General features: G+C 50.0%; 22 protein-coding genes and 1 pseudogene. 2 read left to right on the top strand and 21 right to left on the bottom strand.

Annotated features, from left to right (window positions below; all coding sequences use genetic code 11):
* Positions 1 to 193: 193 nt before the first annotated feature.
* From HMPREF9194_RS03870 to HMPREF9194_RS12600, 17 genes and pseudogenes are all read right to left on the bottom strand, one after another.
* Positions 194 to 994, bottom strand: a complete 801-nt coding sequence (locus HMPREF9194_RS03870) for an Rpn family recombination-promoting nuclease/putative transposase (protein ID WP_016525070.1) — start codon at positions 992 to 994, stop codon at positions 194 to 196.
* An 85-nt stretch (positions 995 to 1,079) separates the two neighbouring features.
* Positions 1,080 to 2,651, bottom strand: a complete 1,572-nt coding sequence (gene hslU / locus HMPREF9194_RS03865; protein WP_016525069.1) for an ATP-dependent protease ATPase subunit HslU — start codon at positions 2,649 to 2,651, stop codon at positions 1,080 to 1,082.
* Complete coding sequence (gene hslV / locus HMPREF9194_RS03860; RefSeq protein ID WP_016525068.1) at positions 2,651 to 3,190, bottom strand: ATP-dependent protease subunit HslV; 540 nt, start codon at positions 3,188 to 3,190, stop codon at positions 2,651 to 2,653. The genes hslU and hslV overlap by 1 nt, the downstream gene beginning before the upstream one ends.
* A gap of 25 nt (positions 3,191 to 3,215) precedes the next feature.
* Positions 3,216 to 4,160 (bottom strand): tyrosine-type recombinase/integrase, encoded by a 945-nt coding sequence (locus HMPREF9194_RS03855; protein WP_016525067.1) that lies wholly within the window; start codon positions 4,158 to 4,160, stop codon positions 3,216 to 3,218.
* Entirely contained in the window at positions 4,153 to 6,285 is a 2,133-nt protein-coding gene (gene topA, locus HMPREF9194_RS03850) for a type I DNA topoisomerase (protein ID WP_016525066.1), read from the bottom strand. The genes HMPREF9194_RS03855 and topA overlap by 8 nt, the downstream gene beginning before the upstream one ends.
* A gap of 1 nt (position 6,286) precedes the next feature.
* On the bottom strand, positions 6,287 to 7,255 hold the full coding sequence (dprA, locus tag HMPREF9194_RS03845; protein WP_016525065.1) for a DNA-processing protein DprA: 969 nt from the start codon (positions 7,253 to 7,255) through the stop codon (positions 6,287 to 6,289).
* A complete protein-coding gene (locus HMPREF9194_RS03840; RefSeq protein WP_016525064.1) occupies positions 7,252 to 8,019 on the bottom strand; it encodes a tetratricopeptide repeat protein in 768 nt (255 codons plus the stop codon). Before HMPREF9194_RS03840 ends, dprA begins: the two co-directional genes overlap by 4 nt.
* A 32-nt stretch (positions 8,020 to 8,051) precedes the next feature.
* Positions 8,052 to 9,002 carry a tyrosine-type recombinase/integrase gene (locus HMPREF9194_RS03835; protein WP_016525063.1) on the bottom strand — a complete coding sequence of 317 codons (951 nt, stop codon included), beginning with the start codon at positions 9,000 to 9,002 and terminating at the stop codon, positions 8,052 to 8,054.
* Positions 8,999 to 10,312, bottom strand: coding sequence for a cell division protein FtsZ (gene ftsZ, locus HMPREF9194_RS03830; RefSeq protein WP_016525062.1), 1,314 nt, complete (start codon positions 10,310 to 10,312; stop codon positions 8,999 to 9,001). The genes HMPREF9194_RS03835 and ftsZ overlap by 4 nt, the downstream gene beginning before the upstream one ends.
* 120 nt (positions 10,313 to 10,432) lie before the next feature.
* A complete protein-coding gene (gene ftsA, locus HMPREF9194_RS03825; protein ID WP_016525061.1) occupies positions 10,433 to 11,689 on the bottom strand; it encodes a cell division protein FtsA in 1,257 nt (418 codons plus the stop codon).
* A 21-nt stretch (positions 11,690 to 11,710) separates the two neighbouring features.
* Positions 11,711 to 12,544 (bottom strand): cell division protein FtsQ/DivIB, encoded by an 834-nt coding sequence (locus HMPREF9194_RS03820; protein ID WP_016525060.1) that lies wholly within the window; start codon positions 12,542 to 12,544, stop codon positions 11,711 to 11,713.
* Positions 12,537 to 13,691, bottom strand: coding sequence for an FtsW/RodA/SpoVE family cell cycle protein (locus HMPREF9194_RS03815; protein ID WP_016525059.1), 1,155 nt, complete (start codon positions 13,689 to 13,691; stop codon positions 12,537 to 12,539). The genes HMPREF9194_RS03820 and HMPREF9194_RS03815 overlap by 8 nt, the downstream gene beginning before the upstream one ends.
* Positions 13,688 to 15,136: a UDP-N-acetylmuramoyl-tripeptide--D-alanyl-D-alanine ligase gene (locus tag HMPREF9194_RS03810; RefSeq protein ID WP_016525058.1), complete on the bottom strand. Its 1,449-nt coding sequence runs from the start codon at positions 15,134 to 15,136 to the stop codon at positions 13,688 to 13,690. The genes HMPREF9194_RS03815 and HMPREF9194_RS03810 overlap by 4 nt, the downstream gene beginning before the upstream one ends.
* A gap of 2 nt (positions 15,137 to 15,138) precedes the next feature.
* On the bottom strand, positions 15,139 to 15,444 hold the full coding sequence (locus HMPREF9194_RS03805) for a cell division protein FtsL (RefSeq protein ID WP_016525057.1): 306 nt from the start codon (positions 15,442 to 15,444) through the stop codon (positions 15,139 to 15,141).
* Positions 15,445 to 15,473: 29 nt separating this feature from the next.
* Complete coding sequence (gene rsmH / locus HMPREF9194_RS03800) at positions 15,474 to 16,433, bottom strand: 16S rRNA (cytosine(1402)-N(4))-methyltransferase RsmH (RefSeq protein ID WP_016525056.1); 960 nt, start codon at positions 16,431 to 16,433, stop codon at positions 15,474 to 15,476.
* 12 nt (positions 16,434 to 16,445) lie between these two features.
* Complete coding sequence (gene mraZ / locus HMPREF9194_RS12385; RefSeq protein WP_016525055.1) at positions 16,446 to 16,889, bottom strand: division/cell wall cluster transcriptional repressor MraZ; 444 nt, start codon at positions 16,887 to 16,889, stop codon at positions 16,446 to 16,448.
* A gap of 3 nt (positions 16,890 to 16,892) precedes the next feature.
* Positions 16,893 to 17,066 (bottom strand): annotated as a pseudogene (locus HMPREF9194_RS12600) (KxYKxGKxW signal peptide domain-containing protein); the annotation flags it as partial.
* Here HMPREF9194_RS12600 and HMPREF9194_RS12380 point away from each other — a divergent pair.
* Positions 17,034 to 17,738: a DUF8091 domain-containing protein gene (locus HMPREF9194_RS12380; RefSeq protein ID WP_169558718.1), complete on the top strand. Its 705-nt coding sequence runs from the start codon at positions 17,034 to 17,036 to the stop codon at positions 17,736 to 17,738. The pseudogene HMPREF9194_RS12600 and the gene HMPREF9194_RS12380 sit on opposite strands and share 33 nt — an antisense overlap.
* Positions 17,739 to 17,825: 87 nt before the next feature.
* Here the strand turns inward: HMPREF9194_RS12380 and HMPREF9194_RS03785 are convergent, their stop codons facing one another.
* Complete coding sequence (locus HMPREF9194_RS03785; RefSeq protein WP_016525053.1) at positions 17,826 to 18,557, bottom strand: flagellar filament outer layer protein FlaA; 732 nt, start codon at positions 18,555 to 18,557, stop codon at positions 17,826 to 17,828.
* Entirely contained in the window at positions 18,557 to 19,306 is a 750-nt protein-coding gene (locus HMPREF9194_RS03780; protein ID WP_016525052.1) for a flagellar filament outer layer protein FlaA, read from the bottom strand. Before HMPREF9194_RS03780 ends, HMPREF9194_RS03785 begins: the two co-directional genes overlap by 1 nt.
* Positions 19,307 to 19,473: 167 nt before the next feature.
* On the opposite strand from HMPREF9194_RS03780, the gene HMPREF9194_RS03775 reads away from it, so the two are divergent.
* Complete coding sequence (locus tag HMPREF9194_RS03775; RefSeq protein ID WP_016525051.1) at positions 19,474 to 20,478, top strand: class II fructose-bisphosphate aldolase; 1,005 nt, start codon at positions 19,474 to 19,476, stop codon at positions 20,476 to 20,478.
* 123 nt (positions 20,479 to 20,601) lie between these two features.
* Here the strand turns inward: HMPREF9194_RS03775 and creD are convergent, their stop codons facing one another.
* On the bottom strand, positions 20,602 to 21,951 hold the full coding sequence (gene creD / locus HMPREF9194_RS03770; RefSeq protein ID WP_016525050.1) for a cell envelope integrity protein CreD: 1,350 nt from the start codon (positions 21,949 to 21,951) through the stop codon (positions 20,602 to 20,604).
* 130 nt (positions 21,952 to 22,081) lie between these two features.
* Positions 22,082 to 22,897, bottom strand: coding sequence for a LysM peptidoglycan-binding domain-containing M23 family metallopeptidase (locus HMPREF9194_RS03765; protein WP_211209552.1), 816 nt, complete (start codon positions 22,895 to 22,897; stop codon positions 22,082 to 22,084).
* Positions 22,898 to 22,966 lie beyond the last annotated feature (69 nt).

The following is a 22,966-nucleotide window of genomic DNA, read 5'->3' as shown; positions in this document are numbered from 1 at the left end:
ATCGGTGCTTTTTTATAATAACACAGGAAGCGATATTTCTGCAATATGAAAGATTGGCGGCCTTGTATGCAGTACGGTTTCGGTAGCGCTTTGAAGCTCCGTTTCGGTACAGCCCTCTACCGTAACGGGGAAAATATCGGCGATTGTTACCTCAACTTTGATGTCGAACTTGCCGAGGCTTACACATTACCATTTAATTAATCGATTCCACTTCCTGCTTGGAAAGCCCGGTCATTTCACAAATTTCGGCAATCGGATAGTTGTGCATTTGCATGAGTTTTGCCGTTTCGAGCGCTTTTTGGTATGCTCCGTCGGCAAAGCCCTCGCTTCTGCCTTCCAATCTACCAATCCGTTTTGCATCGGCTTCAAAGGCTGTCATTATCATATAATCGTGCCTCCTTTGGTCGTTGTGTTTTATTTCTGCTATTCTCTGTTCCAACTCTTTGACAAATGTATCTTCGCTTTTTTTGCCGTTCATGTATTCCAAAAATGCTTTAAGCTCCGGATTCTTTTCTTTCTCGGCCGCCTTACTGTTAAGTATAACCTTTGTTGTACCATCAGGCAACTGCAAATGTGAGTTTTGCGTGCACATTGTTTTAAAAGTGTACATCGGCAGCCCCGCATTTAAATAGTCAAACGGACAAAAGAAGATAATAAAGGTGTCGGGTAAGTCGTTATAGTCGCCACCTTTAGTCAATGTACTCACATCGATCGCCGATTGATAATAGCGTAAGCGTTTGGCAAGATTTTTTTTGTCAGTGGTTTGCATTTCTATGTCGTATAGTGTGCCGCTATCATCGCCTGCCCACACATCAAGGCGAATACCCTTACTGCTGCCTTTTTCGAATGCCGTTTGATACTGTAATTTCGTAATAGTGCCGATTGTGTCTGAAAGGACAATGTTTAAAAGTTTTTTACATAACTTAGGGTCTTGCATAACGGAACAAAACATAAAGTCATCGGCGATGGTTAAGTCATCAAAGCATTTTTTCATATACACCTCCGTACCTAATTATAGGCGCGGACGGTGCAAAAAGCGGAACTGCTCCTTGCGCTATCATACCACAGCGCAAAGAGGTTTACAATATATACTTCGATAAATCCTGATTTTGAACGATGTCTTTGAGCCGCTCGTCGACGTATTCGCCGGTGATTTCGATCGTTTCGCCCGCATGTTCGTCGGCGCTGAACGACAAATCTTCCAAAAGGGTTTCCATAATCGTATGAAGGCGCCTCGCCCCGATGTTTTCCATGCGCGAATTGGTGTCCGCGGCGAGGGCGCTCATGCGCTTTACGGCTTCGTCCGTAAAGGATATGTGCACTTGTTCCGTTTCCAAAAGGTCGGCGTATTGGCGCGTAAGGGCGTTTTTCGGTTCGGTTAAAATACGCTCGAAATCTTCGGCGTTCAGCGAATCCAATTCGACGCGGAGCGGAAAGCGCCCCTGCAATTCGGGAATAAGGTCGGACGGTTTGGACAAATTGAAGGCGCCGGCCGCGATAAAGAGTATGTGCGTCGTGTCGACGACGCCGTATTTCGTATTGACCGAAGAGCCTTCGACTATGGGCAAAATATCGCGTTGAACGCCTTCGCGCGATACGTTGGCGCCGTTTCCGTGCCCCTCGACGGCGATTTTATCGATTTCGTCGATAAAGATAATGCCCATTTGTTCGACCCGCTCTTTTGCAATGTCGGCGGCTTTATCCGGATCGGTCATGCGGTCCAGATGGTCTTCGAGCAGAATTTGGCGCGCTTCGGCGATGCTTACCGTCCGTTTTTTTGTGCGGTTGCCGCCGAACATCGAAGAAATGCTTTGCATGGCGCTTTCCATATCTTCCATGTTGCCGCCGGCGATGATTTCCATCGACGGCATTTTTTGACGTTTTTTTACGCTGACTTCAACTTCGCGCTCTTCGAGTTTTTTTTCGCGCAGCATGCGGCGGAATTTTTCGCGCGTCGAAGACAAGGCTTCTTTTTCGGCATGTTGAGCGCTTTCATCGCCGGCGGCGGATGCGGAAAGTCCCGCGTTTTCGCCCTGTCCAGCTGCTGCGGAAGTTTGCGCGGAATTATGCGCCGAAAATCCCCCGGAAGCGCCGCTTTTATCCTGCGAGCCTGCGGCGTCCGCAATTTCGGAAACGTTTGTGCCGAACACGGTAAAGGGCAGCATAACGGAACCGCCTTCCTGTTTGCCGTTTTCGTCCGAAGTATTCTTGTGCTTTTTACCACTTCCGGGAAGCAGCAAATCCAAAAGGTCTTCTTCAACCTTTTGCTCGGCGGCCGCTTTCATCTTTTCCTGCATTTCTTCGCGCACCATATTGTAACCGACGGCCATTAAATCGCGCACCATCGATTCCACGTCGCGGCCGACATAGCCGACTTCTGTATACTTTGTCGCTTCAACCTTTATAAAAGGCGCCCCGCACATTTTTGCAAGACGGCGCGCTATTTCGGTTTTTCCGACGCCGGTCGGACCTATCATCAAAATATTTTTCGGCGCGATTTCTTCGCGTATTTCTTCGGGCAGTTTTAAACGCCGCGTACGGTTGCGCAGCGCGACGGCGACCGAACGCTTTGCTTTTTTTTGGCCGATTATATACGTGTCCAATTGTTCGACTATTTGTTTGGGAGTTAAATCTTCAAGCACAGTCTTCATTACAGTTCCTCCGCGGTAATATGCTGATTTGTATAAATGCAAATATCCGATGCGATTTTAAGGCTTTTTTCGGCGATTTCAAGCGCGCTCAATTCGGAAGATTCCATAAACGCCAAAGCTGCCGCATACGCGTAGTTTCCGCCGGAACCGATAGCCAATACGTCGTTTTCCGGTTCGATAACGTCGCCCGTTCCCGAAATAAGAAGGATTTTATCTTTGGACGCGACTAAAAGCAGGGCTTCCAAATTGCGCAGTGCCTTATCGGTGCGCCACATTTTTGCAAGCTCCACGGCGGCTCGCGTAATGTCGCCGTTGTATTCCTGCAATTTCATTTCGAATTTATCGAACAGATTGAACGCGTCGGCGGTAGCGCCTGCAAAACCGGCAAGAACCTTGCCTTCGTACATTTTGCGCACTTTGCGGGCATTCCCCTTCATGACGGTTTGTCCCATCGTTACCTGCCCGTCGCCGGCCATTGCGATATGTCCGCCCCGCCGCACGGCGATAACGGTAGTACTTCGAATTTGTGGTTTTTTCATCGGAACCTCTTTATCTGTAAACGCTTTATTTATTTTCGGAACCGTGCGGGTGCGCCCGGTTGTACAAGGCGGTTAATTCCTCCGTCGTAACATGCGTATAGCGCTGGGTAGTCGAAATACTCGAATGCCCCAGCATTTCCTGTACCGCGCGGATGTCGGCGCCGGAGCGGAGCATCGCGGTAGCAAAGGTGTGCCTGAAAACGTGCGGCGACACATGCCGGTTCGTTCCTTCCGCGGACGAATAGCGGCTTACGATAAAGCGCATGCCGCGCGCGCTTAAGGCGCCGCCCTTTCGGTTTATAAAAAGCGCTTCGGTTGTTTTGCCGGCCGCTTGAGCGCCCGCCTTGCCGATCGTCTTGCCGCGCTCGGCAACATACCGCTTTAAAGCGGCGCACGCCTCCTTCGAAAAAAAAACGCGGCGGTCTTTTCCGCCCTTGCCGCGTACCAGGGCCGAATCGTACGCAGCCGAAACATCGCCGAGCTTTAACTGCGCAAGCTCGCTTACGCGGCAGCCGGACGAATACAGCATTTCAAACAGGGCCGTGTCGCGTTCGGGCCATAAAAGCGGCGTTTGTCCGGGCTGAGCGCACAAAGCGTCGACTTCTTCCGCCGACATGAATTTGGGAACCCTGACCGGATTTTTAACCGTTTTCAAGTCACACGCGGGGTCTATTTTAATATAACCAAAACGGCGGCAATAGGCAAAGAAATTCCGTACGGAAGCGATAAAACGGTTTATGCTCGCGGCCGCTTTGTTTTGCCGCGACAAAGCGCCGATGCACGCTCGCAAGTCTTCGGTCGTTACCGCATCACAAGCCGGATTTTTCGCCTGAGGCGGCACGTTTGCTTTCAGCATGGCGGCCATTGCGTATAAATCGGAGCGGTACGCCGCAACGGAGTGTTCGGAAAGGCCGCGCACGCCGCTTTGCCATGCAAGGAACTCTTCGATTAAATCCGTAAAATCAGACATCGGCGGCTTGGGCTTCCGCGGCGGACGAAGCGGTGTCGTCTTCGGCGGTATGCAGATAATCGCAGTCGGGGTTTATGCACGACTTATAGGTGCCGTTTTTCTTATCGTACTTTTCAACCAAAAACCGGCCGCATTTAGGGCATACGGCGTTGAGCGGCTTAAAGTGGCTGATAAAGTCGCATTCGGGATAATTCGTACATCCGTAAAATTCTTTGCCGCGTCCCTTCGTTTTGCGCGCGACGATTTCGCCGTTGCAGCCTTCGCGCGGACATTTTGCAAGCGGCACCGAACGGGTGTTTTTGCATTCGGGGAAGCCCGAACAGGCAAGAAAATAGCCGAACCTTCCCAATTTTTTAACCATCGGCTTTCCGCACAGTTCGCACACCTTGTCGGTCGGCTCGTCCATCGTTCCCTTATAACTTTCAAGGGTTGCCATAACTTCTTCGACGCGCTTATGAAACGGAAAGTAAAAGTCGCCCATCATCTTCGTCCACTTGACGCGGTTTTCTTCGACCGAGTCCAAATCGCGCTCGACTTCGGCCGTAAAATTCTCGTTTATAACTTCGGGGAACGATTCGACCAAAATGTCGTTTATAATACGCCCCAAAGCCGTCGGAACGAGTTGACGGTTGTTGCGCGTAACGTAATAGCGGTCGAGCAAAACCGAAATAATCGGCGCATAGGTTGAAGGCCGGCCGATTCCTTTTTCTTCAAGCGTTTTAACGATGGAAGCGTCGGTGTAGCGTGCAGGTCCCTGCGTAAAATGCTGTTCGGGCGAAAACTTTACGGCTTCGAGTTTTTCGCCTGCAGTCAATGAGGGAAGACGGCTGCCGTTGTCTTCTTTCGACGAAAGCAATTTGATGACGTTGTAAAAACCTTTTTCGACGATTTTACTTCCCGAAATACGGAACAGGGCGTCGCCCGCTTTTATATCGACGCTTGTCGTGCGGCTTTTTGCGTTGTTCATTTGACTTGAAACAAAGGCTTCCCAAATAAGGGTGTAAAGGCGCAGTTGGTCGCGGTTTAAATATTCTTTTACGTAATCGGGCGTGTATTCGGTATAGGTGGGGCGGATCGCTTCGTGCGCGTCCTGCGCCTTTTTTTCCACGCTGTAGTGCACGGGCTTTGACGGAAGTTCGGCGGGAAAATTCTTTTGCAGCCAATTCCGGACGTCTTCGATCGCCGTGTCCGATATACGCACCGAATCGGTACGCATATACGTGATAAGACCGACGCGGCTCGATCCGATATTGACGCCTTCATAGAGCTGCTGGGCAATCTGCATGGTTTTACGCGACGTAAAGCCGAGTTTGTTCGCCGCCGCCTGCTGGAGTTTCGACGTCGTAAACGGCGCCTTCGGCTTAAGCACGCGATCGCTCGTTTTTATGTCGGCAACTACGCAGTCGGCATTTTTAATTTCTTTAATAATATCCTGAACGCTTTGTTCCGACTTCAGCTCAACCTTTTTCCCCTTGTACTGTACCAGTTCGGCGGTAAACGAGGTTTTGCCTTTTTTAAAGTCGGCTTCGAGCGACCAATATTCTTCGGGCAAAAATTCTTCCACGGCTTTTTCGCGTTCGCACAAAAGTCTGAGCGCAACCGACTGCACGCGGCCGGCCGACAAACCGTTTTTTACCTTTTTCCACAAAAGCGGCGACAAATTGTAACCGACCAAACGGTCGAGTACGCGGCGCGCTTTTTGAGCGTTTACCTTCGCTTCGTCGATGTCGGCCGGATGCAAAACGGCTTCTTTTATTGCGGCCGGCGTTATTTCGTTAAACACAATACGCTTTATGGCCGCAGCCGTTTTTTCGCCGAGCGAATTGCGCAAATGCCAGGCGATGGCTTCTCCTTCGCGGTCGTTATCGCTTGCGAGCAGCACTTCGCCCGCTTTTTTTGCATCCTTTTGTAATTCTTTAAGCAGGGGCGCGCGGCCGCGCACGGTTATATATTCAGGCTCGAAATTATGTTCGATATCGATGGCCATACGCGATTTGGGCAAATCGATTAAGTGTCCCATCGACGCTTTGACCGTATAGCCGGGGCCCAGATATTTTTCGATCGTTTTTGCTTTTGCCGGAGATTCCACGATAATAAGGGTGGAATGTTCCTTGTTTTTTTTCATATTATAACTCCACATATTCCGGTGCAAGCAAAGACAGTACATCCTGTGCATCGGAAACGATGCGCGCACCTTCTTCTATATAATTTTTTACCTGCCGCTTTTTTTGGGCCGCCGAAAGCGGCTTTGCGGACGGCGCTTCGGGATAGTCCAAAGCGCATGTATGAAAACACAGTTCGCGGTTTTGTTCAAGAGCAAAATCGGCCGTAATAAGCGCGCCGGAGCCCGCCGGAGCTTCCATAATCACGGTTGCCGCGCTCAAAGCCGATATTATCCGGTTGCGCTGCGGAAAATGCCATTTTTCGGCACCGACACCGGGCGCATATTCGCTCAAAATGCAGCCGTCCGAATTCAATATTGCGGCGGCAATATTTTTGTTCGACGCAGGCGTTATCGTGTCGACACCGGACCCGAGTACGGCGGCGGTTTTGCCCGCAACGGAACGCAAAGCCCCGCTATGTGCGCATGCATCCGTTCCGAGCGCAAGGCCCGATACGACCGTATAGCCTTTTTCGGCAAGGGCAAACGCAAGGTCGGCCGTAGACTGCATTCCCCGTCCCGTCGGGCGACGCGTACCGACGATCGATACGCACGCCTTTTTTTGCGGCGTCAATACGGCGGGGTTCCCGCGGTAAAACAGCGCATAAGGCGGATCGTATATTTCGTTTAATAAGGGCGGCCACAGCGGATCGTCGTAAAACATAACGGCGATGCGGAATGCCGCCATGATTTTTTGATCGGAATCCGCCAAACGTTCGGCATCCTGCGTTCTCCACAATTTTGTATCGATAACCCTTCCTATTAAAAGGGAAAGATCATCTATAGAAAGTAACGCAAGACGGGACAGCGTGTCAAGTTTTTTTTCAAGAAGTTTTTTTTCGGCAAAACTTAAAAAGCCGAGCCGGCTTATCGCCAAGCGCAGGGCAAAACGCTCCGGTGCGCATGCCGTATGTACCGCGTCAGTTGTATTCATTGCGCAGCGCCGCCGTATAAAGCGTCCAAAACCGCTTTTTTATTCGATTCGGCTTCGGCAAGCTTTGCTTTATTTTTCGTAAGAGCGCAAATGCGGTCGTACATATCGATTGCGGCTTCGTAGTCATAGGTCATATAATAGGCACGCGCCAAAACGAACATGGCGTCCGTTTGTTTGGTGTCGACGCTTAAAAGGCGCTGCAAAAGCGGAACGGCTTTTTCCGGCATATTCGTTTCGAAAGTGTATAAAACGGCAAGGCCGTACAGCGCGCGCACGTAGCGCGGTTCCAATTCCAGTGCGCGGCTATAGGCGTTTTCGGAAAGGTCAAGGTAAAAAGCGCGCTTTTTAGCCGACGATGCCGAAGAATCGAGTTCGGTTTTTGCCATGTAGCCTGCGCATAAGCCGACGTAATAATACAGGTTTTGATTGTCCGGATAATACGAAAGCGCTTGTTGAAAGGCGCCGAGGGCTTCGCCGTACATGCGGTTGTCAAGGTAGCGCACGCCCAAAATTTTGTACCAAATGCCCACTTGGCCTTGGGCGGCCATAATATCTTCAACCCGTCCCTGATACTTTTGTATTGCCGCAACGATTTCTTCTTCGGTTTGCGGAGAACCGACGCCTTCTTCCAAAGCCTGCATGCGCTTTATGTAATTGACGTTCGGGCGGCAGCCGGATAAAGCGGTAATAAAGAATAATGCGCAAAACGCGCACAAAAGCGCGTGTACAAAGGACAAGGTTTTATGCAAAGTACTCGTATGCATACGCAAACTATATGCGCATAGTGCCGCTTCTGTCAACCGTTCGGATGCGCATGCCCGTCTTTTTTATGTCCGGGGAAAAATTTGCTGTGACAGTCGTGCAAAGCGCTGTCGTCTATGTGGGTGTAGATTTGCGTTGTCGAAAGGTCGGCGTGCCCCAAAAGTTCCTGCACACTGCGCAAATCGGCACCGCCTGCCAAAAGGTGGGTCGCAAACGAATGGCGCAGCGTGTGCACCTTTGCCGTAACAAGCGAAAGTTCTTCCAGTTCCTGAAAACGCTTCCAAATTCCCTTGCGCGACAAACGTCCGCCGCGGTAGTTTAAAAAAAGCCACGGAACAATGCGGTTTTTTGCGACAAGCGGGCGGCCGTCGGCAAGCCAGTTTTGTATGCGGAAAGCCGCTTCGTTACCGAAAGGCACCATGCGTTCCTTATCGCCCTTACCGTGTACAAACAGCATATGTTCGCTCAAATGCACGTGCTGCAGCTCAAGGGCCGATGCTTCGCTGATGCGCAGCCCCGACGAATACACCAATTCGAACAGCGCCCGATCGCGCAAGCCAAGGGGATTCGACACGTCTATAACCGAAAGCAGTTTTTCAACCTGTTCTATGCCGAGCACGCGCGGAAGCCGGCGGCGAGAACGGGGGCGCTGCAACAAAAGGGCGATGTTTTCCGGCCATATGCGGGTTCTCACCAAATACGAGCCGAAAGAACGCAGCGCCGAAATATCTTTTGCGACCGTCAATTCGTCGGCGAGAATGCGCGAAGCATCTCCCGTTTTTCGGCGCACAAGGTAATGCAGCAAATCCTGAACGGTCAAAGCGGCGTAATCGATGCCGGACTCGGCGCACCAATGCAACAGTTCTTTTACGGCGATTTTATATGTTTGCGCGGTTAAAAGACTTTTGCGTTCAACTGTCAACAGATCGTCGTAAAAGCGGCCGAGAACGGGATATTCACGGCCGTCTTTTTGTGAGCAATTCAATCGTTATCCAAGCTGATGCGGTTTGTACGCAAACACGCCGGTATTTCTATATCGTCTTTGGAGCGCGCTGTCGAAGCGGATGAAGAAGGAAACGGACTTTTTTGCGGTTTTTCGGCAGCCGATTCCGACGGACGGCGTACCGAACGCGCAAAAGAAGATGTTCCGCTTCCGAACGACGCCGAAAGCGAAGAGGAAGAATCGGACTGCGAGCGCGACGGGAAATCAAAGGTCGAAGACGACTTTGAACCGTGCCCGATCGTTTCCCACTGATTGTACGAAACCAAATTGTCGTCGTCCGCGGATTTTTTTTCACCGAAAGAAGCGGCCGATGAAGCGTACGCATTTTTCCCGTTCGGAAATTCCGTCGCAATAACTGTTACCGCAACGCCGTCGCCCATAGCCGGATCGACCGCCTGTCCGTAAATGATAAAAACGTCCGGATCGGCCGTTTCGGTGACGGTATCGACGATTTCGTTCGTTTCGGCCAGCGAAAGGGTTTCCCCGCACGAAATATGAATTAAAATATTTTTTGCACCTTCAATATGCGAATCTTCCAAAAGCGGGTTGTTTATGGCTTCCGTTGCGGCATCTATCGCGCGCGAATTTCCTTCGCCCTTTCCGATACCCAAAATCGCGTCTCCCTTGCCTTTCATAACGGTTTTGACGTCCGCAAAGTCGATGTTCACTTCGCCGGGCCTCGTAATAAGGTCGGAAATTCCCTGTACGCCCTGACGCAGCACGTCGTCGGCAACTAAAAATGCCTGCTTGACGGGAGTCGTTTTTTCCACGATATTCAAAAGATTTTGATTGGGAATAACGATAAGCGTATCGACCTGTTCGTGCAGTTTTGCAATGCCGTCTTCAGCGAGGCGCATTTTAACGCGGCCTTCAAAATGGAAGGGTTTGGTAACGACGCCGACGGTTAAAATCCCCTGCTCTTTTGCCGCCTGAGCGATAATCGGCGCGGCTCCCGTTCCGGTTCCGCCTCCCATTCCGGCGGTGATAAACACCATATCGGCGCCTTTAAGCGCATTCGAAATGGCGTCGATATCTTCCTGAGCGGCTTTTTCGCCCACTTCGGGTTTACCGCCCGCGCCCAAGCCGCCGGTCAGCTTCGAACCGATGCCGATTTTTACCGGAGCTTTCGAACCGCCGAGCGCCTGTAAGTCGGTATTCGCCACAATAAATTGAACGTTTTTTATGCCGGCATCGATCATGCGGTTGACGGCATTGGAACCGCCCCCGCCCACGCCGACAACCTTAATCACAGTCGGACTGATAGTCTTTTCGTCTATTACAGAAAATTCCATGATAATAACTCCCGCCCCCCAAACGCGCGGAAAACGCCGTCAACAAAATGCGCCGCCGCTTCCGCACTATTAAGTTTATATCAGTTTACAATACATTTCAATATATCGGGCCGAAAAGCTTTAAAAAAACTCTTTGAGCCACTGTAAAAAATTGCGCAAAACCGATTCCGAATCCGTTTTGCGGCGCTTCGCACCCGCTCGGTTTTCGCCTTCCTGCCTGCTGCGCACGGCATTCATACCGTTCAATAAAAGACCGGTAACGGTCGCAAATTCGGGCGAGCGGTATATTTCCGCAGGGCCGCCGAAATTCCCCGGCCGGGCGATGCGGACGTTTTCCGTTTTAAATTCCTTGGCGGCAAGTTCGGCGATACCGCTCATTAAGGCGCCGCCGCCTGCAAGCACAACGCTTCCGCTGAGCCGCTGCTTTTTTACCTGTTCGGGCAGTCTTTGGCGCACCATCGCAAAAATCTCTTCGATGCGCGGCCTGATAATTCCGCATATTTCAAGACGCGAAATAACCTGCGGCGGGTTGCCGCCTATGCCGGGAATAACCACTTCGTCGTCTTCGTTTATAAGAGCTTCCCAACAGCAGCCCGACGTTTTTTTAACCTTTTCGGCGGTATCGAACGATATGCCGCGCACCAGCGAAATGTCGTTGGTTACGAGGCTTCCGCCGACGGGAACGGATACGGCGCACAGAGGAGAACCTTCGGCAAGCACGAGCACGTCCGTCGTTCCGCCGCCCAAATCGATCACGATTGAACCGAGTTCCCGTTCTTCTTCGCTTACGGCCGCCTGAGCGGAACAAAGCGTTTTAAGCATAACGTTGTCGACCGTATAGCCTGCGCGCGATACGCAGCGCAAAAGATTTTCCGTCGAAGTGCGCGAAGAAGTGATTATGCACACTTCCGATTCCAAACGCACGCCGAGCATGTTGAGCGGGTCTTTGATGCCGCCCTGTCCGTCTACGATGTACGAGCGCGGAACGACGTGCAAAATATTGCGGTCGAGCGGAATGTTTACCGCGCGGGAAGCTTCTATGACACGGCGGATATCTTCTTCGTTTATTTCGCGGCTGCTCCGGTTTTTTGCGGTAACGGCGACAAGGCCTTTGGAAATAAGGCTTTCTATTTGAGAACCGCCGACGGCCGTTATGCACGAACGGACTTCGCGGCCGGCCATCATTTCGGCGCCTTCAATAGCGGTTTTAATGGACTTCATTGTGGATTCGATATTGACGATGATACCCGCGCGCAGGCCCGTGGAAGGCGCGGTTCCGACGCCCGTTATCAAAAGCGAACCGTCTTCCGAGTATTCGCCGATGACCGCGCGTATGCTGCTTGTTCCTATATCAAGTCCCGTTATAATATCGCTCACAAATTCCTCCGAGTCCGTAAGTCAGGAATGCAATTTATACGATACGGCACCGTAACGCAAGTCGACTTCGGATACATTCGGCCTTAAGCCTTTTACCATTTCCAGCACAAGCATCATCGACTGCAGCGCGCTTTCGCACAAGTTGCGGTCGGTTAAAACCCGCACCTTCGAATACAAAGGATACAAAGCCAGTTCGTAATTCCCGTACTCTTTCGGCAGCACTTTGATTTCGGAAACCGCCGAAAAATATGCGGGATTGCTGTCCTGAATGAGCGAAACGCGTTCCAAAAGCGAGCGGTATTTGGAATCGAGATGCATACCGTCGAAAAACGAATCCGCTTCCAAGCCGCTTATCAAAGGCAAAGAAGAAGGCGGAACGGTTCCGTCCGACTTGAATAATACACCGTTTTTGTCGATTTGAACAGGGCATGTCTTGCCGTTTACTTCGGCTAAGGTAACGGCGACCGGAATGCGTTCTTTTATTTTTACGAACACTTTGTCGGGAAAACGTTTTTCAACCGACACGCTTTCGATCGCGCCGTAAGAAGAAAGCTGGGCAACGGCAACGGCCGTGTCAAAACCGATCCAGCGGCTGTCGCAATGCAGCGAAAGCTTTTTGCCCAAGTCTTCGGCGCGGAGGTTTTGCAAGCCGATAAATGTAACGCGCACCTGCGATGTTGCCGGAATAACGACGAGGTATAAAAGTCCTTCCAAAACGAGAACGGCGCCGAGCAAAAACACCAAAACTTTAAGGACGGTTATCTTGCTTTTTGTCTTAGCCTTCACATCCGGCCTCTGTTCGTTTTCGTTCGGATAATAGGGTGTAAAATCGGAATACATATAATTTTCACTCATATACAGCTCCGTTTTCTTCTTCGCTATTTTTATAGCGGGACACGTTTATAAGCACGCCGCACAGGCAAAGCGTTATCAATATGGAAGAACCGCCCGACGAAAAAAACGGCAGGGGAATTCCGGTTGCAGGCACTGCGCCGCTTACAACGGCGATATTCATAAGCGACTGCAGCACGATAATAAGCGCGCAGCCGAATGCGCACAAACTCCTGAATCTTTCCGGGCATTTAAACGCGATTGAAAAAGCGCGGCAGGCAAAAAACGCAAGCAGGATAAAATACAGCACCACGCCGATAAGCCCCATCGCTTCGGCCCAGCCGGCAAAGATAAAGTCCGCCTGAACTTCGGGAATCGCGTTGCTCCGCTGAATGCCGCCGAGCCCCTGCCCCCAAAAACCGCCCGCACTTATCGCGCGCCGCGAAACCCGTATTTGATAATTCAATCCGTTTATATCGAGTTCGGGCTTTAAAAACGCGATAACGCGGTTTGCGCGGTACGCTTCGTCGAAAATAAACAAAACGCTTACCGCGGCGGTAATCAAAATAAAAACCGCAAACCAATGCAGTTTTACGCCGACAATAAAAAACATACACAACGCCGTTATGAGCAAAAACACGGCCGTCGAAAAATCGTCCTGCAAAAAAACAACGATCACAAAGGCAAAAACGCCGAGCGCCGCGGGATACAGCGAAACATCCGGATCGTCCAAGCGGTCGTATTTTTTTGCAAACAGATTCGCCAAAAACAGCACGACGGCAAGCTTTGCCGCTTCCGACGGCTGAAAGGTCGAAAAAACGGGAACGCGTATCCAGCGGCTCGCACCGTTGCGCCTGATTCCTATGCCCGGCAAAAACGGAAAAAAACACAGGATAAAGATTCCGATGACGATGAACGGCAGCGCTTTGCGCAACATGTCCATATCGATCCACGCAAAAATCAACAGGAACAGCAGTCCCGCGGCAATACCGAGCGCCTGCCGTTTTACAAAATACAGCGGATTATCGAACATCCTGCCGGCATAGTCGGCGGACGTAATGTACAAGGTTACCAAACCCAAGCCGACCAACAGCACCATCGACGCGATAAGAGCCGCGTCAAAGGACGAATCGTGTACGGTTTTTTGCGGAAACACCGAATATTTATTCATGCGGCTCCCTCCCTGCCGTCCGTAAGGAAGGGTACGAGGCGTCCCAAAGCCATGCCGAAAGACGCTTTAATAAGCACAAGATCTCCCGGCCTCAATTCGGCACGAAGGGACGGCGCACATGTTTCAACCGATTCGGCATCGGGAATGAGCATGATTTTTTTACTGCCGGCGTACTTTTGTTCGGCAAAGGCTTTGTTAAACGCTTTGCCCGCGAACACGATAAATTCCGCATCGGATCCGAGCGCTTTGTTTACCAAACGCGCGTGCGCCTCACGTTCGCTTTCCCCCAATTCGAACATATCGCCGAGTACCAGCACTTTGCGCGCCGGATGGCGGACGGAGTTCAAAAAATCGATTGCGGCGCCCATGGAATCGGGATTTGCGTTATAGCAGTCTTTTACAATCGTTATATCGCCTTCCAAAATCTGCATTCTGCCCGAAAGCGGCTTTACGCTCTCCAAGCCGGCTTTTATCTTGTGCGGTGCAATGCCGAAATGTTCGGCAACCGCAATCGCGGCGGCGGCATTTTTTGCATTGTGAATTCCGCACAGCGGAAAATCGATCTGCAGATTTTTGTAAAAAAGACGGCTGCCTTTAAGGCCCGCATCTTCAACCTTTGTTACCGGTGATTTTTTTCCGAGACCGAAGGTATGCATGGTGCCCGGAACGCCGCGCATTAAAAATTCTTTATACGGATCGTCTTCGGGAACAAAGCCGGTACATTCTGCCGTAAAGTTCGAAAAAATCCGTTTTTTTTCTTCAGCTATGTTATCGGTGCTGCCGAGAATACCGATATGGGCGGTACCGATGTTCGTAATAAGCGCAGTTTGCGGAACAAGAACATCGGCAAGTTCTTTTATTTCGCCCCTGCGGTTCATACCCATTTCGAATACGCCGATTTGATGATGGGGCCGGATATTGAATACCGAAAGAGGCAGCCCCGTTTCCGAATTCAGATTTCCCCGATTCATAACAACCGAATAGGATTGAGAAAGAATCGAAGCGACGCATTCTTTTACCGTCGTTTTTCCGCTCGAACCGGTAATACCGATTTTTTGCAAAGCGGGGAATTTGGCCACGTAAAAGGCGGCGGCTTTTTGCAAAGCGTGCAAGGTGTTTTCGGTTAAAACGACGCTCACGCCCCGCTTTGCAAGCGCTTTATACAAAGGCGAAAATTCCTGTACCGACGAGTTCATCGCCAAAACGACCGACGCGCCGTTTTCGCACGCTTTTTCTATAAACGAATGCCCGTCGCAGGATGTTCCTTTCAGCGCCGCGAACAAAGCGCCTTTTTCCGCCGTGCGGCTGTCCGTACTCACCGACGTAAAAACGCATGCGCCCTTCCCGCCCGCTCCTTTACCGCCGTCCGCGCCGAAAAGAGCGCCGCCCGTTGCGCGAAGAAGTTCGTCGAGAGAAAGAAGGCTTTCGTTTTTTTGCGTGCACATTGTTATTTTCCCTTTGGCGCGCGCTTAATTTCCACGCGATCTATTTCATCCGAAGAAGCCTGATGCATACCCAATTCTTCAACGGCGATTTGTTCGATCCGCGTCGAACTGGAAAGCAAGCCTATATCGCTTATAAGCTGTTTATTGTTTTCGATTAAATCGGTTTGTTTTTTTTCGAGGCTTTTAAGCTGATTTTCAAGGCCCATGTAGCGGTGAGCCTGCAAACTTTGAACGGCAAGCAGGGCCGGAATGCACAAAGCCGTAAGAATAAAAGCTATATCTTTAAAAATCGATTTTAATTTTTCCATAAACACCTTCCCGTTTATTTATCGGCTTTTTACAGTTTCCGTAATACCCGCAGTTTTGCGCTGCGCGACGGCGGATTTTCGGCAACTTCTTTTTCATCGGCGCTTACCGGCTTACGCGTAATCAAAGCGGCCCTCGCCTTTCCGGAACAGGTACACACGGCCTGTTCGGGAGGACAGATGCAGTTTTTCGCGCACTGCTTAAAATAATTTTTTACCGTTTTATCTTCCAATGAATGAAAGGTTATCACTCCCATCTTTCCGCCGGGATTCAAAACGGCAAACGCTTTATCCAATACGTTTTCCAAACGCTCCGTTTCTTTATTGACCGCTATACGCAAAGCTTGAAAACTTTTTGTCGCAGGATGAATCGGACCGAAGCGGTAAGGAGCGGGAACGGCCGCGTAAATACAGTCGGCAAGCTGTTTGGCCGAAGTAAACGGCGATAAACGCCGGCTTTTTTCGATCGCGTGCGCAATGCGTCTGCTGAAGCGCTCGTCGGCAAAACGGTAAAACAAATCGGCAAGTTCGTCGGCTCTCAAATTGTTTACCAAATCGGCGGCGGTTTTACCTTCGGCGGGACTAAGGCGCATATCGAGCGCTTCGTCGCTGCGGAACGAAAAGCCGCGTCCCGAGCATTCATAATGGAAAATCGATATCCCCAAATCGAACAAAATAATGTCGGGACGCGGCAAAGAAGCGGGATAGTCGGCGTAAAAATCCGTAAACCACCCCCGGTAAAACGACATCCGCTTTCCGAAAACGGAAAGCCTTTCGCGCGCACGCTTTTGGATTTCTTCATCGACATCCAAACCCATAATGCGCAAATCGGGAAAGCGCTGCAAAAAAGCATAAGAGTGCCCGCCTTCGCCGAGCGTCGAGTCGATCATAAAGCCGCCGTTTTTATAGTTTTCTCCTTCCGGAGAAAGCAGGCTTAATGTCTGCTCGAGCAAAACCGGCGTATGCACGTATGTATATGTTCCCCCACCCATAGTTCATTCCGCCTATAAATGAATGCCGTTTAAGCCTTCGGCCGCCTGCCTGAACAGGGTATCGGTTTCGGAGATGTAGTGCTCGTAGCGCTCGGCATCCCATAATTCCATATATTTATTCACGCCCATAATGACGCATTCTTTAACCAAACCGGCGTGTTCGCGCAAACTTTGCGGAATGGACAAGCGCCCGGCTTTGTCGAATTCGACTTCCTGTGCAGGCGCAATTAAACGGCGCAACACAAGGCGTGAATCTTTGTTAAAAGGAGATGTTTGTTCCATAAGTTTTTCGGAAAAATTCTTCCATTCGGCGGGAGTGTACAGCCACAAACAGCCGTCAAGCCCCTGCGTTATCATGAGAACATTTTCCGTCAATACGGTACGCAGCCTCGCCGGAAAAAGGATCCGTCCTTTTTCATCGAGCGTGTTGCGGTACTCACCCGTTACCAGTTCCATACCACTTATTACCACAAATATCCACTTTCTACCACTTTTATACATTTTAACGCAAAAAAAGGCAATGTCAACGAAAAAACGGGAAAAAAACACAAAAACGGCCGCGGTCTTTACATTTCGCTTATACAGATGTATAGTATATTCGTGATAAATACCTATAATGAGTCTTCTTTGCATAGAAAGTTTAAAATTGCGGCGGCTGACACATACGGCGGGAAAACGGAACAAAGCGTCGGCTCGTACATTTGCGATGTCGTCGCCGCCGACGGAACGATAATCGAAATACAAACGGGAAGCTTTACGCACATCTGTGCCAAACTTGCCGATTTGCTGAAAACGCATCGGGTACATCTTATCTATCCGCTTATGACGGCCGTTTATTTGGAATACCTCGACGAAAACGGGCGCCTTTTGTCGCGGCGCAAAAGCCCGGTAAAGCGCGGCATCTATCATATTTTTGACGAACTGACCGCCTTGTATTCGATTTTGCCGCATAAAAATTTTTCGTTCGAAGCGGTTGAAACGTCGGCGGTAAAAACACGCATAAAAACAGCCGAACCGGTGCAGTCGGCAAACAAAAGGCGGCGCCGTAAAAAAGACTGGCTCGCATCCGATACGGCCGTCGAAAGGATCGGCATAAGTCGCGTTTTCCGTACCGCGCGCGATTATCTGAAACTTTTGCCGAAAAACCTTCCGCAGGAATTTACCGTAAAAGACCTGAGCGCACGTATTGAAGAGCCGGCGGTTTCCGCACGCCAAATAAACGAAATGCTGTGGCTGTTTAGAAAATTGAATTTTGTTGCGCGCACGGGAAAACGCGGAAAAAGTTTTTTGTACTCGCTGATTTAAAATTCGATGATTAAAAAACAAAAGCCCGCCTGCGGAACCGTACGGATCCTACAGCCGGGCTTTGCTTTACTAACTTTAAACGGAATCTTACCAGTTATCCATCATATCGTACGGATCGTGGTTTTCAAACGAATACATATCGCTGACCGCGCGCAAATCGTCGAAGTAAATATAGTATGTTCCGAAAGCGACTTCGGGATCGCAGTCGACGCGGAAGCCGACAACCGAAAGTCCGGGACGGCTGCTGAAATAAGCGCTGTCCTGCACAATACCGCGCTTTCCGTCGGGAGAAGGCGGCACGGCGACAACCATTTGCTTCCAGCCGGTAAAGGCAAGAGAACCCATGTACAGCTCGAAGTTGTTGCCGAAAAAGTCGCGCACAAGCAAGGTTAAGGTATGATTTTGGTTACGGCCGGCAACCCACACCGAAACGGTTTTTGCAACGCCGTCTACAGCCAAGGGCTGAGAAGGAGTTATAAAAAAGGAGTTTATGCCGCGGCGGAAAAATTCCACCTTTACACCGTAGGCATGCGTATCCGAAAGTTTTTCATCGCCGGTCGTTTCGATCGGAGATTTCGCTTCCGGATCGGGACCGCCTTCAAAAAAACGTCCCGTGATAATGCCGTAGTCGGGCGACATTTTTACGTTCCAAGAACCTTCACGTTCGAATAAGTCGATCGAAACTTCGCGCAGCGCAAAGTTTGCCGAATCGGCGCCCAATACGGTCGGATCGGGGGCCGACAAATCTTTATTTTGATTTTGGGCAAAAACAAAACCCGCCGTACAAACGATCAATAAGAGTACAATTAATTTTTTCATCAGTTCGTTCCCCCGCTTGCTTTACTGAAATCGGTATCCTGCAATTTAAATCCGTCGTAAACATTGGACAGCGTATTTGAAGCATACCTGAGTTGATCGAAATAAATCATAAAATCGTCGACATATTCTTTCGGATCCGTACGGATACGGAAGCCGACGAAGTTCATCGTTTTGGGACCCGAACGCAGGCGGGAACGCTGCGGAATCCAGCTCGGAATGCGTACGACAACATTTTTCCAGCCGTAAAAATTCAAGTTGGCTGCGGAAAGCACATGAACGCGGCCGTTCGCGTCGCGCACGAGCACGTCGAGATAGTACAGATAATTTGCGCCCCATACCCAAAAATCGATTTGATTTACAATGCCTTTAAAAGGAACTTCATAGGGCTTCATTTCTCCGCTTTCATCTTTTTTTTGCGGATAAATTTCAAACCAGTTGTTTCCCTTGCGCTGGAATTTAACTTGCACGCCGAGCACTTGGGCTTCGGGATCGCCTTCCTCACGATACACTTGCAGCGAATTCGGTATCCCGGCAAAATAGCCCATCTTCGGATACACTTCGTTTTTTTCTTCATTGACGTATACCGATTTACTCGCCTGAACTCCCCAGGAAAAATCCTGATTTGCGGGTACGTCAAAGTTATCGATCAAAATCGTCTCAACGCTTTTTGCATTTGGCTGGGCGGACAGCGGCAGACAGACACAGAGAGCGAGCATAAGACTTACGCAGACCAAACCGTAATGTTTCATCCAAAACTCCTTTTCTTATTTATCAATAGGAAAAAAATATTCTTATACAATAATATCGGTACAATTATATTTGTTCAACATATCTTTGTCAATCTTTTGTTCCGTTGTTATTGATTATTTTCAAAAAAGGACGTACTATTGCCGTATCTTAACGACAAGGAGTCATTATGGTCAGTTATAAGGACTTAGGTTTGGTGAATACGAAAAAAATGTTCGCCAAAGCCATCAAAGGCGGCTATGCGATCCCCGCGTACAACTTTAACAACATGGAACAACTTCAAGCGATTATTCAAGCGTGCGTGGAAACGAACTCGCCGGTTATTTTGCAGGTTTCTTCCGGCGCGCGCAAATACGCAAACCAAACGCTGTTGCGCTACATGGCGCAGGGAGCCGTTGCGTATGCAAAAGAATTGGGCTGCAAAAAACCGCAGATCGCGCTGCACTTGGATCACGGCGATTCGTTCGAGCTGTGCAAATCCTGCATTCAAATGGGATTTTCGTCCGTCATGATCGACGGCTCGGCACTGCCCTACGAAGAAAACGTAAAATTAACGAAAAAAGTATGCGACTACGCGCACAAGCAAAAAGACTATATTACGGTTGAAGGCGAACTGGGTGTCTTGGCCGGCGTTGAAGACGATGTTTCGGCCGAAGAAAGTCACTATACGAAGCCCGAAGAAGTACAGGATTTCGTAAAGAGAACCGGAGTGGATTCCTTGGCGATTTCCATCGGCACGAGTCACGGCCGCCAAAAATTCAAACCCGAACAGTGTACGAAAAATGCGGACGGAATTTTGATTCCTCCTCCCCTCGCCTTCGACGTACTGTCCGAAATAGAAAAAAAACTGCCCGGCTTCCCGATCGTCCTGCACGGCTCTTCGTCGGTTCCGATCGAATACGTTAAACAAATCGAAAAATACGGCGGAAAATTAAAAGATTCCGTCGGCATCCCCGAAGCGCAGCTGCGCAAAGCCGCAAAATCGGCCGTGTGCAAAATCAACATCGACTCCGACGGACGCCTCGCGATGACCGCAGCTATCCGCAAAGTTTTTGCCGAAAGTCCGAGCGAATTCGACCCGCGCAAATACTTGGGCCCCGCCCGCGACGAACTGAAAAAGATGTACATTCACAAAAACAAAGAAGTACTCGGCTCGGCCGGCCATTTGGAATAGGCTCTTTGAGCGTTCCGAAAAGCGCAATTTAAAAGATTGCAAAGCGGGCTGTCAAAAGCGCATAACGTGTTTTCGGCAGCCCGTTTTTATTGTCAAACCTTCCTTAAAATGCGGCGGCCGAAGTTAAACCTTCTTGCCGTACCAATCGACCTTGCGCGTAAGGAACATAAGCAGCGCAACCGTGCAAAAGATGCCGATGCTTCCGATGAGCAGCGCGTAATCTTCCGACTGCAAAATACCGAACAGCAAAAAATACGAAACCGCCTGTACGGACGAAAGCAGCAAACCCCACTTAAAGCGGTGGAAAATCGCTGCCGCATAAAACAGCACAACGGCGCATACGCCGATTGTCGCAATAAAATAACTCAATTTAAACGAAAGGTGCTCGGATATGGAAAGAATCAGCAAATAAAACAAAATATCGGCGATTCCTATAAGAAAGTATTGAATAGGATGAATCTTAACCGCGCTCCACAGTTCGCACAAAAAGATAGCCAAAAACGGCACCGCTAAAAATAACAACGCATAGGTTATGCATCTTTTTGCCTGCGAATAATTGTTCACCGGAGTGATAAAACCCACAACGACTTCTTCGGCGCCGGAACTTGTCTTTGAAGAAGCGGTAAAAACTTCCGTATCTTCGGTTTTCCACGTACGCGGGAACACCGTGCTTAAACCGGAAATATTCCATACGGCGCTGAATCCGTCCTTATTCAGCGTCCGCTCCTTGGGCAGCCAGCCTCCGCTAAAACTGGGCGAAGGCCAAGCCGAACGCAAATCGAACACGTTGTCCTGCGCGAGCGGGACGATTTTTAAGCTTTTGCCGCCTTGAATCGAAAGGTTCCCCTTGAGCGAAAAACCAGATTTTACCGCCGCTTCGTTTACGGTATAGTATACGGCGCTGCCGAACGGAGAAGCGTCGTTCGGGTCGGAAAGCGCAATTTCCAACTCCCGTCCGTTTAATTGGAGCGCGGGCTGGGCGGTAAAACTTTTTTTGTTTTCAATTCCGAGTATGAGAACGGCGTCTTTCCAGCGTATATCTTTTTCGGGTATATTGAATTGACTGAATCGAAAAGCGGGGAATTCGGCGTTCAATCCGACATCGGCGTTAAAGACGGGCACGGTAAAAATACCGCGCGACAGGTAATACGGATTTACCTGAGCCGAAAGCGAATAGGTTTCGGGCACTTCAATAATGTAATACGTGCGAAGGCTTCGGATTATATTGCCCTTTTCGTCTTTGCGCTCCGTCATTTTTTCGTACGGCACGGCAAGCACGAGGCCTTCAATCGTCGGTTCGCCGCCGACCGGTTCCATAATGGAATCTTCGGCGTCCTCTTTGTAAAATTCCCTGTCGCGTATAAGCGATTTAATAAAGGTGATCGGGATTAAAAGTACGAGCAAAAGCGCAAAAATAATCAGCGGTTTTACCCATGCCCATTTTCCCGAAAAATCAATCGATTTTGTTTCCATTGCGTTATTATAACCGCCTGTTTTGAAAAGTCAACACAGGGAAGATTATATGGGCGGCTTTAGGCGGAGCGGAACGCGGCGCACAAAGTGTACAAATGCGCTTCCGGCTGCGTTCTACCCCCGCGGAGCTTTATCCGCGCGGCGCTTTGGCGGGATCCATCGGGCTGCCGTTTTTAAAGACCATAAGGTTTATAAGACTTTTACCCGATATGGGATCGCTTCCGATAATGCCGAGCTGCTGGCCGTAATTGACCTTTTGCCCCTTTGTAACCGCGAGAGTATCGAGTCCGGTATATACGTAGATAAGTCCGTTCGCCGACTGCACAAAAACAACTTGCCCGAAGCCGCGGTATATGCCGCTGAACATAACGGTTCCCGAGCGGATGGCCGTAACATGTTCATTTTTTGCACCGGTCAGCGCGACGCCGGAAATTTTTCCCGCAACGTAAACGACTTCGCTTGCTTTTACCGGCCATACCAAACTCGTATCGCCGTTCTTTTTGGAATACGCGCGCGGATCCTTGTCAGAGCCGATGAGCGAAAGATTGTCGCGGGCCGAAGACGAGGTATCCGGAACGGAAAGAGCAAGGCCCGAGGAACTTGATCCGGCGTTTTGCGCCGCCGAACCGCTTTGTGCCGTCGCGCCGCTTTGCGCGGGAACCTTTAAATTTTGCCCGATTTTCAGCACGGCCGACGAATCGAGCGAATTAAGGCGGCGCAGTTCGTCTACCGTTATTTCGGAGCGCTTTGCAATGCTGTACAGCGTGTCACCCGCCTTTACCGTATAGCTTTCATACGTTACGCGTTTGTCATTTTTTTTTGCCGGAATAATCAGTTTTTGGCCGGCATATAAGTCGCTGCCGCTTATAGCGTTTGCGCTGCGCAGATCGTCAACGCTTACGCCGTATTTTTTCGAAAGCGAATATAAGGTATCGCCTTTTTCCACGATATGGCTGATATTTTGTGAAAAAAGCGGCAATGCGCATAAGCAAAAAAGAAGCGCGAAAACGGCACG

Source organism: Treponema maltophilum ATCC 51939 (assembly GCF_000413055.1).
GTDB lineage: Bacteria > Spirochaetota > Spirochaetia > Treponematales > Treponemataceae > Treponema_C > Treponema_C maltophilum.
The sequence above is the reverse complement of the archived record's forward strand: the minus strand, read 5'-3'. Positions and strand labels throughout refer to the sequence as shown.